The sequence below is a fragment of the Methanobacterium bryantii genome, assembly GCF_002287175.1.
Taxonomy (GTDB): domain Archaea; phylum Methanobacteriota; class Methanobacteria; order Methanobacteriales; family Methanobacteriaceae; genus Methanobacterium_D; species Methanobacterium_D bryantii.
The window spans coordinates 314,195-330,526 of sequence record NZ_LMVM01000012.1 but is presented as its reverse complement, the minus strand read 5'-3'; the positions used below and the strand labels follow the sequence as shown (position 1 = coordinate 330,526).

Sequence of the window (16,332 nt, the reverse complement as noted above, 5' to 3'; positions counted from 1 at the left end):
AGAAATCAGTTATTTTCATGATAAATCCATGTAACTTACCAGATATAAAAATTAGACTTGCAATAAAACAAATTTAGAATTATGTGTAATAGATTCACTTCAATCATTATTTTAAGCAATAAAACTTGGAATGAAAGTTACTTAAAAACCTAAAAAAAGTATTTAAACATGTTATTTAGTAGTTCAAGTTTAATTTTAGTAAATTAGCATTTAAATAGTGCAAATAATATTTATAGATTATATTAATCTAAAAGTAACAAATGAAGTTAAAGGAGAATAGAACATATATTCTTTAAATAATTCAAATTTAATCTCAGGTTTAGTTGTATTCATGATCAGGAGGCGTGATCATAAATGGCACATGCTTCATTAGATTTTCTGAATTCTTCCCATATCTCCTGAAAACTATCGTAGTTTTGTTCCATTTTATCTGAAAGGAAGTACAAAGCACCGTACTTCTTTCCGGTTGATGTGACCATGTTATTTCTTTCTAAAACTCGAATATGATGTTTTACAGTTTTATAATCAAGTTCAAGCTTTTCAGCAAGTTGATTGACATTATAAGGCCTATTTTTCAGCTCATCTATAATTCTAGCACGATTTGTTGCACCTTTAGTACCTGCAAGTATCCCCCACATAAATTTATCCATAGAAATCCTCCAAGTTATTTAAATACCTCAGTTCGTTTTTTTATATCATCCAAATTGGATTTTAATAGTTTAATTACTACTTTGTAGAACCTGTTGGCTGCATATGCCATAACTATTACAAAAAATGTACCCATTACTGTTACGCCAATACCACCTACCACCATTATTAAAGTTCCCAGTATTCCTCCCTGTACAGGCAAATGAATGTACTTTGGGAAAAATACCTGTAATAAAGGCGACAACATAGTTAAAATTCCTATAACGATTATTGCAAATCCTGCCACAACTAAACTGATAATAACCACTGCAAGCAGCAGAGAAGGTCCAGCTACAAATATTATATTAAAAAGACCAAGTCCTGCCACTGCCAGCACTGCTTCAATTATACTGCCTGGAGAAGGCTTATCTTCGGCTTTTTTGACCATATAATCTGCTTTAATTTGTTTAGCAACATTTTCAGGATCCCCTAATGCCTCTGAAATTTCTTTTTCAGTCCTGCCGTTTTCCAAACCTATTCTAAAGTGTTCCTCATAGTCTAAAATCAGATCTTCTCTGTCTTCTTCTGGTAATTTTTTAAGCAGTTTATCGAGCTTTTTGAGATATTCCTCCTTATCCATTTAACCACCCTAGTCTCCGTTTTAATTAAGTAAATTAGTAACAGCTGCAGAAAATTCATTCCATTCTGCAACTAAATTTTCCTTTTTTTCTTTTCCCATCTCTGTTATCTGGTAATATTTTCTAGGAGGGCCATCCTGAGACTCTTTTAAATAAGAGCTTACTAAACCTTCCTTTTTTAGCCGTCTTAAAAGAGGATAGATAGTGCCTTCCGAAATTGAAATATTTTTAGATATTTCATCAACCATTTCGTAACCATAACAGTCCTTTCTGTCAAGAAGCACCAACACACAAAGTTCCAGTACCCCTTTTTTAAATTGAGCATTCATAGTACCACTGTATTACACAAGGTACTGTATATTGCAAGGTACTATTTATAGTTTAGGGATATAAGATATATATTACTTAAATTAAAAAATATATTAAAAATTAAATTAAAACGGATTGCATCGTTTGCACCCAAAATATACTGCCCTTTATTTTTACAAAGAAGATTTCCAACATTAAAAAAATAATAAATTAAGCATTAATCAACAAAATGCTCCATATTTAAAGTACCTTTACCCTTAAAAATCAATTTAGGATCCTTTTTACTATAAACTTTAAATCCAAACCTTTCGTATAATCTTCTAGCGCCTTCATTATTTAAAGTAACATCAAGGAGAACCCGTTTGCATCCTTTCTTTTCTGCAGCCTTAAATGCGCTCTCTAAGATGTAAGTTCCAATTCCCTGACCTCTAAATTGTGGATCAACTGCAATATTACTCAAATAGTAATCATTTTTACCCACACTGGCTGTAAGCAGTTCACTTATTAATGTTCCTTTTACTGCATATTTTAAAAAGTTATAAAACCTCAATACTTTAGAATATTCTTTAAAATCATTCCATAAACTCGTTTCTCTACCGCAAAATGAAACCAGAATCCCCAACATATTTTCATCATCATCAACTACCACGTGGATATGTTCATGTCCAAATGAGTTATTACCTGACTTTACAAGCTTTTTAATATTCTGGACCGCTTCACTTTCATTTTTTCCAAGTAACTGTTTAAATACTGTTAATTCTGTCTCATAAATTAATTCAGAAACTTTATTCAAGTCATGTTTATTAATATCAAGCTTTAAAAACTTCATTTTGTACTCCTTTTAATACATTCAGATTTAAATGAATCCAAGTGAGATTATTATAACCTTTTAGTACTTAAACTTAATTAGTAATACATTATTTAATCTTTCAGGACTATTTAAAATATTTTACATATGATATTTTTTTTAATTAAGAATATATCTTAATACTTGAAATTTATTACGTATGAACATCTTATATAATACACGGTAAATAAGGAGTTGAAAGTATGGCCAATATTGAATTTAATAATGAAAATATAGAAAAGTGCCAGTGCCCCTGCTGTTCCGTGCAGGCTGTAAGTAAATGCGCATATGAAAAACTGGATAAATTACAGAGCATAAGTGGCAGTCCAAATCCAGAAGATGTTCCAGGAATGTACTGCGTGTCTGGAAAAACTGAATGTGATGATTTTAATCCAGAAGGAGCATGTCAGTGCCCCAAATGTGAGGTATGGAAAGAATACAAATTAGATGAAGGAGAACCTGCAGGTTATTTCTGTCAAAATGGAAAAGCTAAATAATTAATTGGATTAGTCTTAAAATTTCCATAGATTAGGAACACTTAAATCAAGTAGTTTTAAAATTATTAAAATGGCACCATTCTATAAAATAACTCAATTTTAACATCAAATACGTTTAATAATCCCATGTTTATTATCTAATCCTACTAATAAAAATGGGGGTTGAAATATGACTAATATAGAGTTTAATATGGCTACAATTGGAAAATGTAAGTGCCCAGAATGTCCAGTACAAGCTCAAAGCAGTTGTGCAATGGACAAATTAGATAAGTTAGAAAAAACCATGAATTATCCGCCGGAAACAACAGTAGCCAAAGAAAAAGAGATAACATCCCATCCAGAGCATGTACCTGAAGCTTACTGTGCAACAGGGACAGCAACATGCCCCGATCTTGATTCAAAAAACATGTGCCAGTGCGGTACCTGCGATGTATGGAAAGAAAACAGATTAGGTGAAGGCGAACCCGGAGGATACTTTTGTTCAAAAGGTAAAGCACCCTAATTAAACGTTGCAAATCAACTCTTTTTCATTTTTTAAATTATTAAATTTACTTATTTTTATGAAATAGCCTTTAAAACATTATACTGCACCTTAATAATTATTGTATTAAATACAGCTAAACTCTTACTTATTTAACATTCGGGAGTTGTGTAGATAATGTAATTTCATATGTTTTTGAAATACATGTTTTTAAGATAATTCCTGTTTTACAAGTTCATGATAGTATAATTCATAACATGATCAAAATGAACGTTTAATAAAATAAACCTTAGATTTTTCTCTGCATAACTTTAATAATATTTATAGTATATATACAAAATTATGGAAACTAAACGATTCATCCTCTTAGACATCGATTATGTAACAGAAAACGGCCGCCCGGTGGTCAGACTCTTCGGAAAAGAACGTGGGGATAATAAAGGAAGATCTATAATTGCCCTGGACAGACATTTCAGGCCTTACATCTATGTAATCCCCATGGGCAATATTGAAGACTGCATCAAACAGATTAACACACTTGACGTGGATGAAATCAGGATTGTTCAAAAAAAAGACATTACTCAAGAAAAAGAAATGCTGGAAGTTATTCTGTTCCATCCTCAAGATGTTCCCAAGCTTAGAGATAAAATATGGAATTTAAGTGAAGTGAAAGAGATCAGGGAACATGATATTCCTTTTTACAGAAGATATCTAATTGACAATGCACTTTTCCCAATGGGAGAGATTGTTGTAAGCGGAAAAACCAAAACACAGAAAGCTGGACCTGGAATATCATCAACTGATGAGAATTTATGTATCTTTAACATGGAAGGAAAACCTGAACCAGTAGATGGTGGAATCCCTGATTTAAAAGTCATGAGTTTTGATATTGAAGTTAGAAATCCAAAAGGGATGCCGAGCGCAGATAAAGACGAAATAATTATGATAAGTCTTGCAAGCAACTTTGGGCTTGAAAGCGTGCTTTCAACTAAAAGTTCCTCCTTTGATTATGTGGAAACCCTTGAAAGTGAAAAAGAAATGATAAAACGTTTCATTAAGATTGTAAATACAGAGTGTCCAGATCTAATTTTAGGATACAACTCGGATAACTTTGATTTTCCATATATCAATGATAGGGCAAAAAAATTAGGCGTTCCCATGAATATAGGAATGGATGGTTCTGGAATTAAATTTTTAAGGCGTGGATTTACATCAGCAGCCGTAGTCCGCGGCAGACTACATATTGACCTTTACCCAATTATGAGGCGCCACCTGACACTTGATCGTTATACCTTAGAAAGAGTGTATAAAGAGCTCTTTGGGGAAGAGAAGGAAGATGTGGAAGGAGATGAAATCTGGAAATACTGGGATTCAAATGGTGAAAAACTGGAAGAACTGTTTGCATATTCCATGGATGATGCTATTGCGGCTTATAAAGTAGGAGATAAAATGCTGCCCATAAATAGAGAGCTTACCCGAATTGTAGGTCAGCCCTTTTTTGATATAACAAGGATGGCATCTGGACAAATGGTAGAATGGCTTCTTACACGAAAAGCATACGAATATGGCGAAGTAATACCTAATAAGCCATCTCAATCAGAATATTCAAGAAGAAGAGGTTTTAAATACGTAGGGGGTTACGTTAAAGAACCTGTAAAAGGCCTTCATGAAAATATCCTTTCATTTGATTTCAAGAGTCTGTATCCAAGCATAATCATCTCTAAAAACATCTCTCCAGATACTCTGGTAAAAAATGAAGAGGCTGAAGAATTTCATACCGCACCCGAAGTACCTCATAAATTCAGGAAAGAACCTATTGGTTTTGTACCATCTGTAATTGGGAATTTACTGAAAGAAAGGGCAAAGATAAAGGACATTATGAAAAAAACAGATGACCCCATGGAGAAAAAGATATTGAATGTTCAGCAGCAGGCGCTTAAAACCCTTGCAAACTCCATGTACGGCCTTTACGGTTTTGCAAGGTTTAGATGGTACAGTGGAGAATGTGCCGACGCTGTAACAGCTTGGGGACGAGATTATATTAAAAAAACCATGAAAAAAGCGGAAAAATTTGGTTTTAAAGCTATTTATGCAGATACTGATGGTTTTTATGCTACATATACTGGAAATGTAGAAGACGATGTTTAAAAGCTGACAAACCAGATCAATAACATAACTTTTTTATAAATATATTCTGATTAAAAGCCTTGAGGACTTATTATGGACAAAATTTTAGACACATTTCAAGTTGAAGACACGCATTACGCCTCTTTTGCAAATAAGACAAAAATATCAATAGGAAAGGGCAAAGGAGTGTACGCTTACGATGAAGAAGGTAAAAAATATATAGATCTCACTGCAGGGTGGGGAGTAACAAGTATAGGGCATGCAAATCCTGTTATTACAAACGCTCTTCTAGAGCAGGGCCAGAAAATCATACAAAACCCAAATTCAGGAGCAACATACTCACCAGCAAGGTCTAAACTTATATCTTTAATGCATGAGATCTTACCTGGAAATTTGACCCGCATATTTTTTGCAAACAGCGGGGCAGAAGCAAATGATGCTGCAATTAAGCTTGCAAGGAAAGCAACTGGAAAATTAAATATTATATCTACAGTAAACAGCTTTCACGGACGGACCATAAGTACAGTATCCGCAACAGGACAGGACAGCCACAGGGAAAGGTTTAATCCGCTGATTCCAAACCATATTTTTGTCCCCTACAATGATATCCAAGCAATTAAAGAAGTTATAGAAAATGACGTTGCCGCAGTAATAGTCGAACCTATACAAGGAGAAGGTGGAGTTAATGTGCCTGATCCAGACTATCTTAAAAAATTATCGTATTTATGCACAAGAAATAATGTCCTTTTGATAGCAGATGAAATTCAGACCGGGTTTTACAGGACAGGGCCTTTGTTTGCCTCAGATAATGTTAAGATTGATATCCTGACCATGGCAAAAAGCATCGCTGGAGGATTCCCTTTTGGAGCATTTGCAATTACAGAGAATGTACATGATAAACTCAACATAGGAGACCACGGCGGAACATACTGTGGAAACCCGCTTGGCTGTGCAGTTGCATATTCCGTCATCAAGTATATGCTTGACAGCAAAATCTGGGAAAACGTTGAAAACATAAGTAAATTCACATTTAAAAAACTGAATGAAATTCAAAAAGAACATCCAGATATAATAAAAGATGTACGAGGGAAAGGATTATTAATTGCCATAGAAATATTAGATGAGAATATTACATCTTCCCTAAATTCAAAATGTCTTGATGAAGGGCTTATATTAAATGTCACACATGGAAACATAGTCCGAATATTTCCCGCTTTAACCATAACAAAAGAAGAGATGGAAGAAGGGCTAAAAATATTTGAAAATTCTTTAAATAAATATAAACGATTTAATTGAATTGGTGCAAAAATGTCAAATACAGTAAAAGGAAAATTTGACAGGACCATGGAAATTTCAGATAAATCAAGGAAAATTAAAGAGATAGCAAAGGATCTTGGGGCAGATCTTTGCGGAATAACAAGGCCCGATAAGTTTAATAATGCCCCTAAAGGTCACCACCCTTTAGACATATACCCTGATTGTAAATCAGTAATAGTCTTTGCAAAAAGGGTCCCCCCTGGATCTATATATGCTGAAAACTGCATTCCATATACACATGCAAATAATATGATTACCCAACTTGTTGATAGCTTAGGGTTAGAACTTTGCCTGGTTTTAGAAGATTTAGGGATAAATACAGTTCCTATTCCTTCAGATGATCCTTCCAAATACTGGGAAGCTGATAAACAATATGCAAGGGGCATTTTATCACTGAGGCATGCAGGATATTTTGCAGGGTTAGGTAACATGGGTAAAAATACCCTGCTTATAAATGAAAAATACGGCAATATGATACAAATTGGGGCAATCTTAGTAGATATTCAGCTTGAAAGTGATCCTATTGCTAATTATGAAGGCTGTTTAGAAAAATGCAGTCTTTGTATAGATTCATGTCCTCAAAAAGCACTGGACAGAACAACTGTTGATCAAAAGTTGTGCAGAGAACTTTCAAACTTTGTAACGGAACGTGGGTTTAATTTAAAGAAATGCAGCCTGTGCAGGACTGTATGTCCACATTGTTTAGGAATATAAATTAAAAGAGTTTGGAAACATTCCCAATGAAACTTTAAAAGAGAAATTTAAATGAAAAATACAGAAGTTATATAAATTTCAGATTTTAATTAGTTTATAGATTTATTCCTGTTTCCATAGCTACTGATAACAGATTATCGCGCATTCCAAACATTCACAGGTTACTCTACGACCATTCCATATTTTTTAGATCTATTTTTCACCTTTTTGGGTATCTATTTCTTTCTATCGCCCCCATTTTAATATTATTACATTATCCTACGACTTGTATTAAAATTTAATTATTAAAAAAAATAATATTAATAGACAGTTGCATTTGAAAAAAAATAAGGACATTAATAAAGATTAATCTGTTAAAATGGTTGGTCATAGTAATGGCTCAAAAAGATTATAAAAAAGAAAGCATCACCCTCTGGGGCGCTGTTGGAATGGGAACAGGAGTGATGCTTGGAGCTGCTATTTTTGCAGTGCTAGGTCAAGTAGCAGAACTTGCGGGAAATTTATTGACTTTTTCATATATAGGCGGTGCCATCATTGCAGCATGCAGTGCCTATGCTTATATAAAAATGTCCAATTCTTATCCATCAGCAGGAGGGATTGGAATGTTTTTTGTAAAAGTCTATGGGAAAGGGACAATTACCGCATCATCTGCCCTTTTAATGGCTTTTTCCATGGTACTTTCTCAGAGCCTGATAGCCCGTACATTTGGAACATATACACTCCAACTTTTTAATATAGGTCCAAATAGCTGGTTAGTACCTGCACTTGGAGTAGGATTACTTATTTTTGCATTTCTGGTTAATATATCCAAAAATTATTTTATTGAAACTTTTACTTCTGTAATTTCTTTAATTAAAATTGTTGGACTTGCTATTTTTTCTTTTGCCGCATTAATGGCGGCAGGTTTTTCTTTAGGAGTTTTTTCAAAAATTTTTTTAGGAGTTGCTCCTCAAACTATACCCTCTCAACCCGGATTAGGGCTTGCTGCTTCATTTGCTCTGGCCTTGTTAAGTTTTAAGGGTTTTACTACAATTACAAACAGCGGTGCAGAAATTGTAAAACCCCATAAGAATGTTGGAAAAGCAATTATTATCTCCATTGCCATATTAGCAGCACTATATCTATTTATAGCTCTGGCAGTGTCAAGCAGTCTTTCTGTGCCTGAAATAGTTGCAGCAAAAGATTATGCACTTGCAGCTGCTGCAAGCCCAACTTTGGGCATATATGGTTTGTGGTTTACGGTGGGAATTGCAATTTTAGCCACTGTCACAGTATGTATTGGCAGTTTATTTGCTGTCTCCCGTTTGACTGCTATGCTTTCAAAAATGAAATTAATTCCTCACAGCCATCTAGGCATGAAAGGAACAGTACAGAAACATATGCTTGTTTATCTACTGGTTATAGGATCAATATTAACTATATTATTTAATTTAAGCCGAATTGCATCTATTGGGGCCATTTTTTATCTAGTTATGGATATTATTTTCCAGTGGGGAGTGTTAAAACGAATTAAGGAAGACGTTAATGCAAAAGCTTCCATCATTACTGTAGCTATTGTACTGGATATTATTGCATTAAGCGCTTTTATCTGGATGAAGATCCAAACAGACATTTTAATTGTTATTCTAGCTGTAATACTTATTATTATAATTTTTATGGGGGAACAATATTTTTTAAAATCTTATTTATCAAAAGAATGAAATCATCTTAAATATTTATAGTTTGATTTTAATTACAATATTCAGTTAAAATGAGTTATCATATTCTATAAGCACTATACTGGGAAGTGCTTATACTAAAGAGTAAGATTATTCTACGAATCTTCAAATCATGTACTGTTATTTGTATAGCATACAACCAAGGAGTTTCATTTTTAAAAAATTCTTATGAAAAAAATGTAAAAATGATTTAAGCAAATATTATAAAAAAAATAATATAAATGCCCGCATTTTTTAGTAGAGAAATCTACTGTAAATACTGCAATTTTCGTGTTTTCTATGCTAAAAAGCAATATGATCTAAAACAATCCCTCTTAAGAGGTATAATATGGATATAAGTTATATGGAACTTAACGAAGACCGCATAGATTTGATCAAAACTTTATGGGAAAAATTAAGGGATCATCACAGAGAGCTATCCCCCTATTTTCCAGAAAGGTACGCTGAGTTTACATTTCAAAAAAGAAAAGAAGATTTACTAGAGAAATCTGAAAATGGAATTTTAAGAATAGATACTGCCTACGATGAAACATCTAAACAATTTATTGGATACTGTATAAGCTCTATTTTAGATGAAAAAGTAGGAGAAGTAGATTCAATATATTTAGATGAAGAATATAGATCCTCAGGTATTGGAGATGCTCTTATAAAACGCGCGCTTAACTGGATGGATCAAAACAGTGTAGAAACTAAAAGAATCATTGTTGCAGCAGGTAATGAAAATACACTTGCATTTTACAGCCGCTACAACTTCTTCCCAAAACATATAATTTTAGAGCATTCCAATAAATAATGAGGGAAAACTATGCAGCTTGATTACCGAATCAGAATTATGGCAGAACATGAAGGTGCTGATTTTTTTGGTATTGCAGACCTGTCACGTGCAAAAGAAGCAATTACAGATCAAGGCGGCGAAATGTGCGCCCAATATCCTAAAGCAATTTCTATAGGTATTAGACTGCCTCAAACCATTGTTGATGAACTACCTAATCGAGATAACCGTGCTGTGGCAGTTAATTACCGCCACGCTTATGACATCACAAATCTGCGTCTTGACATTCTAACATCAAAATTAGGAAGTATTATACAGCAGGAAGGACACAAAGCACTTCCAGTACCTGCATCAGAACGTTTTGACGATGAAAGAATATGTGCTGTCTTTTCACATAAATTAGCTGCAAATTTAGCAGGGCTCGGCTGGATTGGTAAAAGTTGTTTACTCGTAACTCCAGAAGCAGGCCCCAGAGTCCGCTGGGCAACTGTGCTCACAGATGCGCCCCTTACTATAACTGGAGAACCCATGGAAGTACAGTGCGGGGAATGCAGCGAATGTGTGGAAATATGTCCGATATCTGCATTTACAGGAGAGTCTTTCCGAGAAGATGAAGGGCGAGAAGCGCGGTATGACGCGAAAAAATGCGAAAATTATGTTAATAAAACAGATGATAATGGCGACTGGACTGTCTGCGGGTTGTGCATTTATATTTGTCCCCATGGAAAAAATAAAAAAGGAAAATACTAAGGAGTGACGTATTTTTCACTGCTTACAATTTCATCTAAATGTTTTCTAGGCCTTGCATGTGGATTTTCATCTGCATATCCTAAAGTAAACATAGCAGGGACCCTAATTCTTTCAGGAATCTCTAAAATATTTCTAACTTTTTCTTCATCATATGCTCCAAGCCAGCATGTTCCAAGACCAAGTTCTGTAGCTTCCAGAATCATAAATGATACTGCAATTGAAAGGTCTACAGTATAAGCATGCTGTCCACAAGGCATTACCCTTTCTGATTCTGTTGAACATGCTACAATTGTAACTGGAGCTTCAGCAACAAATTTCTGGCCGTGTGCGGCTTCTACAAGTTTTTCTCTTGTTTCTTGATCTTTAACAACTATAAATTTCCATTCCTGGCGGTTAGAAGCAGATGGGGAAATTCTAGCCACTTCAAGGATATCCTGAAGTTTTTCGTCTTCAACTTCCGCGTCTTTATACTTTCTAATACTACGCCTTTTACTTACAGCTTCAAAAACGTCCATAAAATCACCTTTAGCTAATATTAAAACATTTTAGTAGGATAAACATTAAAAATTCATTTTCAGTATTATTTTATTGTTTTTATTTCTTAAATTTTGTCAGGTTCTCAGTCCCCAAAGTTAAAATAAAAGATAAAAATGAAAAATGAGTTGATTAAATTTAAATTATTCTGCACATATTATCTTGCATATTTAGTGTGCATCTTCTGCATCTATTAATTCGCCGTATTCTATTTCTAGCTGGCATCCTTTAGGGCCGCAGCACCAGTGTGGTAAATCAAATTCTACTAGCATTATTTCACCTCTCTAGTTTAATGTATACTGTACCAATTGAGACTAAATTATATTTAAATTAAGTACGGCCAGAAAAGGTATATACTACACTTTTGTATACTAACTACCATAATCCTAATTTTCAAAAATAATGGTGAAAATCCAATTTTATAAATCAATTAAGATTGTTTAGCGATTTTAGCAGCGACTACCCCTGCACCAAATCCATTATCAATATTTACAACTGCAATTCCAGGAGCACATGACTGGAGCATTGCAAAAAGAGCCGTAAATCCTCCCTCACCAACACCATAACCCACTGATGTCGGGACACCGATAACAGGCACATCAACTAGTCCGGCAACAACAGACGGCAATGCTCCTTCCATTCCAGCAACCACTACGAGTGCTTTGACATCTGCTCCAATCATTTCATTAATATGTGCAAAAAGCCTGTGAATTCCTGCAACACCCACATCATAGGATGTTAAAACTTCACAACCCACTTCTTCAGCAGTTATCCTCGCTTCCTCTGCAACTGGAATATCAGACGTTCCAGCGGTGATAACTCCAATCTTGCCCTCTTTTTCGATTTCATGGTTTTTAATGAGTAAAATTTTGGCCCGTTTGTTGTATTCAAATTTAAAGCCTTTATCCTCAAGGGTGCCAATTTGAGGCTTTATTAAATCATATCTTTCCCTTTCAAGCTTTGTTACCATTAACCTGCCGTTATCTACACCTTTAAGTATGATTTTTATAAGATCTTCATCTTCTTTACTTTCTGCAAAAATTGCCTCAGGAATCCCCGTTCTTGCCTCTCTACCCGTATCCAGCTTCGCAAAATCTCCTATTTCTTCGATTTGCATTGTTTTAAGCTGTTTTTCCGCTTCCTGAAGTGAAATTTTTCCATCTATGAGTTCTTGAAGTATTTCTTTCATGGTATCACTAAATATTGTCCACTTCACTATATAAAGATCAAAGTATAAATTAATATTTTAAATATATAACTTATTTTATTTAACTCATTAAAATAATAGTCCATACAATCACATTCTAGAGGAATACAAAATGGAAAAAGCCAGGATTTTAGTTCAGGGGATCGTTCAGGGCGTTGGATTTAGGCCAACAGTTTACAGAATAGCAGACGAAATGAAACTTAATGGATATGTTAGGAATCTTGGAAACAGTGTAGAAATTATCCTAGAAGGAAAAAAAGAAGAAATAAAAAATTTTGCAAAAAATTTAAAGCAGCATAAACCTCCAATATCTAAGATAACTCACCTAGAAATAGAATGGTTAGGTCTTCATGAAGGGCCAGAATTCGATAATTTTATGATCCTTGAAAGTTCTGCCGACTTTTCAGGGTCGTCTGTAATTCCTCCAGATGTTGCAATATGTGATAAATGCCTGAAAGAAACACTTACTCCAGAAAATAACAGGTATAAATATCCATTTACCGCATGTACTGATTGTGGACCTCGTTTTACAGTTATAAAATCAATTCCTTATGACCGCGTGCGGACATCCATGGATGAGTTTCCCCTGTGTGATGAGTGCATGGTTGAATATAGAGATCCACTGGACCGCCGTTACCACGCTGAGGCAACCTGCTGTCCCACATGCGGGCCTTCTGTTTTCCTCTACAAAGATGAAGTTTTAGACGTAGAAGATCCAATAAAAGAAGCTGCAAAACTCATAGATGAAGGGAATATACTCGCTATAAAAGGAATAGGTGGAACGCATCTTGTTGCAAAGACAACCGAGGATGATCCTGTTGTCACTTTAAGAAAACGGCTTGGAAGGATGAATCAACCCTTTGCATGCATGTCACCAGATATTGAAACCATAAAGACATTTGCAGAGGTAAGAGATTTTGAAGAAAAAACCCTCCTATCAAGAAGGAGACCCATTGTTGTGCTTAATAAGAACAATGACTATTATTTAGCTCCTTCTGTCGCTCCCCAACTCCATAATCTTGGAGTAATGCTTCCTTATTCAGGATTACAACATTTGCTCTTTCAGGAAACCTGTGAACCAGCTTATATTATGACATCGGCCAATATACCGGGAGAACCAATGCTCATAGATAATGAAGAAATTGTAAATAAAATAGGAGGAATTGCAGATTACTGCCTCCTCCATGATAGAAAAATAATTAACAGGTGCGATGATTCAGTTATTAGATTTAGAGCTGGAGATTTAGCTTTTATAAGGCGTTCTAGAGGATATGTGCCCGAACCATACGATTTCTCAAATATAGCTGGGGATATAAACATTCTTGCACTTGGACCTGAACTAGATGTTACTTTTGCTCTTCTTAAAGATAAAAAATGTTACGTATCACAGCATATCGGCAATACAACCAAATATGAAACTTACAAATATCTTCAAGAAGCCATAGATTACATGATAGACATAACAAGGGCTGAAAAAATAGATGCTGTAGCATGTGACCTTCATCCAATGTTTTTTACAACTAAACTTGCACATGAGCTGAGTGAAAAGTTTGAATGTGATGTTTTCGGCGTCCAGCACCACCATGCGCATGCAGGGGCGTTGTTTGTAGATCATGGAATTGATGAACTGATATGTATCGCTGCTGATGGTGTAGGTTATGGAGATGATGGATCTGCATGGGGTGGTGAGATACTGCATGTTACAGGTGAGAATTACGATCGTTTAGGAAGTTTAATGCCCCAAAACATGGCAGGTGGAGATTTAACTACTAAATATCCTATAAGAATGGTCATGTCCATGTTACATGAGTTTTATGATGATGAAGATCTTAAAAAACTCATGAAAAACGAGTATGTTACTTACTTCAAACATGGCGAAAAAGAAATAGACCTTATATTAAAACAGCTTGAACGCGGCTTCAATATCCAGAAAACAACAAGCACAGGGCGTGTTCTTGATGCACTTTCTTCTGCACTTGGAATCTGTGGCGAAAGAACATATGAAGGTGAATGTGCTATGAAACTTGAATCTGTAGCTTATTATGGTACAGATACCTGTGAAATTCCTGTTGAAATTAAAAAACATGACGGAATGTATATACTCAACACTTCTAAAATACTGATTTCAGTTTTAGAAAATAAAGAGAAATGTATGCCTGTAACAGATATTGCATGTTCTGCACAAAGGGCTGTTGCTGAAGGCCTCGCAAAATTAGGTATAAAAGTAGCAGATAAAACTGGCGTGGATGTAATTGGTGGAACTGGTGGTGTATTCTACAATGAGACCATAAGTAAAACTATAAAAGATGTTGTAACAGAAAATGGATATGATTTTATTCAACATAAAAACACATGCGCTGGAGATGGTTCTGTATCTTTAGGACAGGCTGCTATTGCGGCTTTACATTATAAAACCAATTAATTTCTTTTTTATGTATTACAAATATGACCAGATATATTTGTCTGTTTATAGTCCTATCTTGTAATACATCTATATTAAGCTTTTTAAATGAACAAATTTGAATATTAGTTTTTATATAACTTATATTGTGCTAAAAATGAAAGCATAGTTTAGATATTAGCTTAAAAGATTTGAATTATCTTTCAAGTGGATAATGCTAATTTATGTTTGTACCATATTTGTCATGTATTATTTAATTCCTATTTTTTGAGATGTTTCATAATTTTCGACATTATTATCGTGCTTAAATCCACTTTTACGGTGTTTAGTCTGTTTTAATAATTTAATACGTAAAGTTTATCAATTAGAGTATCTTATATTATATATGAACTGATATGCCTTTCATAATACAATTATAAAACGCTTTTAGAATGCATTATTTGTATAAAAAGAGTTTATAGTTGTTTTATTTGGTTTATTAGTTTACATTTAAATAAAAAATCAGGAGAGTGTTAAAATGAAATATTTTAAGGCATTAGGCCTACTATTTGTGGTATTTTTAGTTTTAGGGATGTATGGTACGTATGGCACATATGGCAATAATAATGATAATAGTAATGATATTAATGATCAATCTGCACACTTAACACCAATTCAAGAGAAGAATAAAACAAATTTATCTTCAGTTGATAGTAATAAAACTATTCCAATTGATAAAAATAAAGCTATTTCAATTGCTAAATTGTATGATGATAATTTTGATTGTGAGTTTTATTATTATGAAAAAATGGATTTTAACGCTGAATTAAGCCCCGATAATAAATATTGGATTATAAAAGTAATTGGCGAAAAAAATAGACCCATTTATTCTGTTACTGTTAATGCAAAAAGCTGTGCAAGTAAAAAAACAGGTGCAAAATCCTTATGGATACCTCTCAATGAATTAAAAGCCCAATACGCCGCATCCATCATAACAACCTATGCAGACTTAGGCAGCTGTTATAATAATTCAAAACCCGTTAAAGTATCTTTAAATGGAAAAGACGTATGGAAAGTAGAAGCGCATAAGTACAATTTTGATGGTGGCGATTTAATATATTGTATCTACTTCAACGACCAAAATGGACAAATTATGACCACATGGAATGATTTCAATGAAAATACAGGAAAAACAGGATTTTTAACCCTTAACGAAGTAGATAACACCATTAACAAGATGCTCAACACTGCACTACCTGAATACAAACCACACAAATTTAAAGACATACTAAAAGATTTTTATCCTGAATAAAAGATTTATACATGAATAGGATGTTAATATAACATCCTTATCCTTTCTTTTTTTACATTCTTAAGTAATATATTCATTAACAATACTTACAAAAAGAATTCA

16 protein-coding genes are annotated in these 16,332 nt (G+C 34.1%); 10 read left to right on the top strand and 6 right to left on the bottom strand.

Features of this window, described 5'->3' with window-relative positions; translation table 11 throughout:
- Window positions 1–335 precede the first annotated feature (335 nt).
- The 4 genes from ASJ80_RS07040 to ASJ80_RS07025 form a co-directional block, all read right to left on the bottom strand.
- Window positions 336–650 (bottom strand): ArsR/SmtB family transcription factor, encoded by a 315-nt coding sequence (locus tag ASJ80_RS07040; protein WP_069584285.1) that lies wholly within the window; start codon window positions 648–650, stop codon window positions 336–338.
- 14 nt (window positions 651–664) lie between these two features.
- Entirely contained in the window at window positions 665–1,267 is a 603-nt protein-coding gene (locus ASJ80_RS07035; protein ID WP_069584286.1) for an HAAS signaling domain-containing protein, read from the bottom strand.
- Window positions 1,268–1,288: 21 nt separating this feature from the next.
- Window positions 1,289–1,594 (bottom strand): PadR family transcriptional regulator, encoded by a 306-nt coding sequence (locus tag ASJ80_RS07030; protein ID WP_069584287.1) that lies wholly within the window; start codon window positions 1,592–1,594, stop codon window positions 1,289–1,291.
- Window positions 1,595–1,791: 197 nt separating this feature from the next.
- Entirely contained in the window at window positions 1,792–2,403 is a 612-nt protein-coding gene (locus tag ASJ80_RS07025) for a GNAT family N-acetyltransferase (protein WP_069584288.1), read from the bottom strand.
- Between the two features lie 221 nt (window positions 2,404–2,624).
- Here ASJ80_RS07025 and ASJ80_RS07020 point away from each other — a divergent pair, with 221 nt between their 5' ends.
- The 8 genes from ASJ80_RS07020 to ASJ80_RS06985 all read left to right on the top strand — a co-directional run bounded on the left by ASJ80_RS07020 (window position 2,625) and on the right by ASJ80_RS06985 (window position 10,797).
- Window positions 2,625–2,918: a DUF2769 domain-containing protein gene (locus ASJ80_RS07020; RefSeq protein ID WP_069584289.1), complete on the top strand. Its 294-nt coding sequence runs from the start codon at window positions 2,625–2,627 to the stop codon at window positions 2,916–2,918.
- A 169-nt stretch (window positions 2,919–3,087) separates the two neighbouring features.
- Entirely contained in the window at window positions 3,088–3,420 is a 333-nt protein-coding gene (locus tag ASJ80_RS07015) for a hypothetical protein (protein WP_069584290.1), read from the top strand.
- A gap of 321 nt (window positions 3,421–3,741) precedes the next feature.
- Entirely contained in the window at window positions 3,742–5,547 is a 1,806-nt protein-coding gene (locus ASJ80_RS07010; protein WP_069584291.1) for a DNA-directed DNA polymerase, read from the top strand.
- Between the two features lie 72 nt (window positions 5,548–5,619).
- Window positions 5,620–6,822, top strand: a complete 1,203-nt coding sequence (locus ASJ80_RS07005) for an aspartate aminotransferase family protein (protein ID WP_069584292.1) — start codon at window positions 5,620–5,622, stop codon at window positions 6,820–6,822.
- Window positions 6,823–6,834: 12 nt separating this feature from the next.
- The gene (locus ASJ80_RS07000; protein ID WP_245837520.1) at window positions 6,835–7,557 is read left to right on the top strand and encodes an epoxyqueuosine reductase; all 723 of its coding nucleotides are present in this window, start codon (window positions 6,835–6,837) and stop codon (window positions 7,555–7,557) included.
- Between the two features lie 374 nt (window positions 7,558–7,931).
- Window positions 7,932–9,257, top strand: coding sequence for an APC family permease (locus tag ASJ80_RS06995; protein ID WP_069584293.1), 1,326 nt, complete (start codon window positions 7,932–7,934; stop codon window positions 9,255–9,257).
- 346 nt (window positions 9,258–9,603) lie between these two features.
- Complete coding sequence (locus ASJ80_RS06990) at window positions 9,604–10,068, top strand: GNAT family N-acetyltransferase (RefSeq protein WP_069584294.1); 465 nt, start codon at window positions 9,604–9,606, stop codon at window positions 10,066–10,068.
- A gap of 12 nt (window positions 10,069–10,080) precedes the next feature.
- Window positions 10,081–10,797 carry a 4Fe-4S double cluster binding domain-containing protein gene (locus ASJ80_RS06985; RefSeq protein ID WP_069584295.1) on the top strand — a complete coding sequence of 239 codons (717 nt, stop codon included), beginning with the start codon at window positions 10,081–10,083 and terminating at the stop codon, window positions 10,795–10,797.
- Here the strand turns inward: ASJ80_RS06985 and ASJ80_RS06980 are convergent.
- Together ASJ80_RS06980 and larB are read right to left on the bottom strand one after the other, a co-directional pair.
- Entirely contained in the window at window positions 10,794–11,312 is a 519-nt protein-coding gene (locus ASJ80_RS06980; RefSeq protein WP_069584296.1) for a nitroreductase family protein, read from the bottom strand. The genes ASJ80_RS06985 and ASJ80_RS06980 overlap by 4 nt on opposite strands.
- A 449-nt stretch (window positions 11,313–11,761) precedes the next feature.
- Window positions 11,762–12,520, bottom strand: a complete 759-nt coding sequence (gene larB / locus ASJ80_RS06975; protein WP_069584297.1) for a nickel pincer cofactor biosynthesis protein LarB — start codon at window positions 12,518–12,520, stop codon at window positions 11,762–11,764.
- A gap of 130 nt (window positions 12,521–12,650) precedes the next feature.
- On the opposite strand from larB, the gene hypF reads away from it, so the two are divergent.
- Entirely contained in the window at window positions 12,651–14,960 is a 2,310-nt protein-coding gene (hypF, locus tag ASJ80_RS06970) for a carbamoyltransferase HypF (RefSeq protein WP_069584298.1), read from the top strand.
- Between the two features lie 496 nt (window positions 14,961–15,456).
- Window positions 15,457–16,230 (top strand): hypothetical protein, encoded by a 774-nt coding sequence (locus ASJ80_RS06965; RefSeq protein WP_069584299.1) that lies wholly within the window; start codon window positions 15,457–15,459, stop codon window positions 16,228–16,230.
- The last annotated feature ends 102 nt before the right edge of the window (window positions 16,231–16,332 follow it).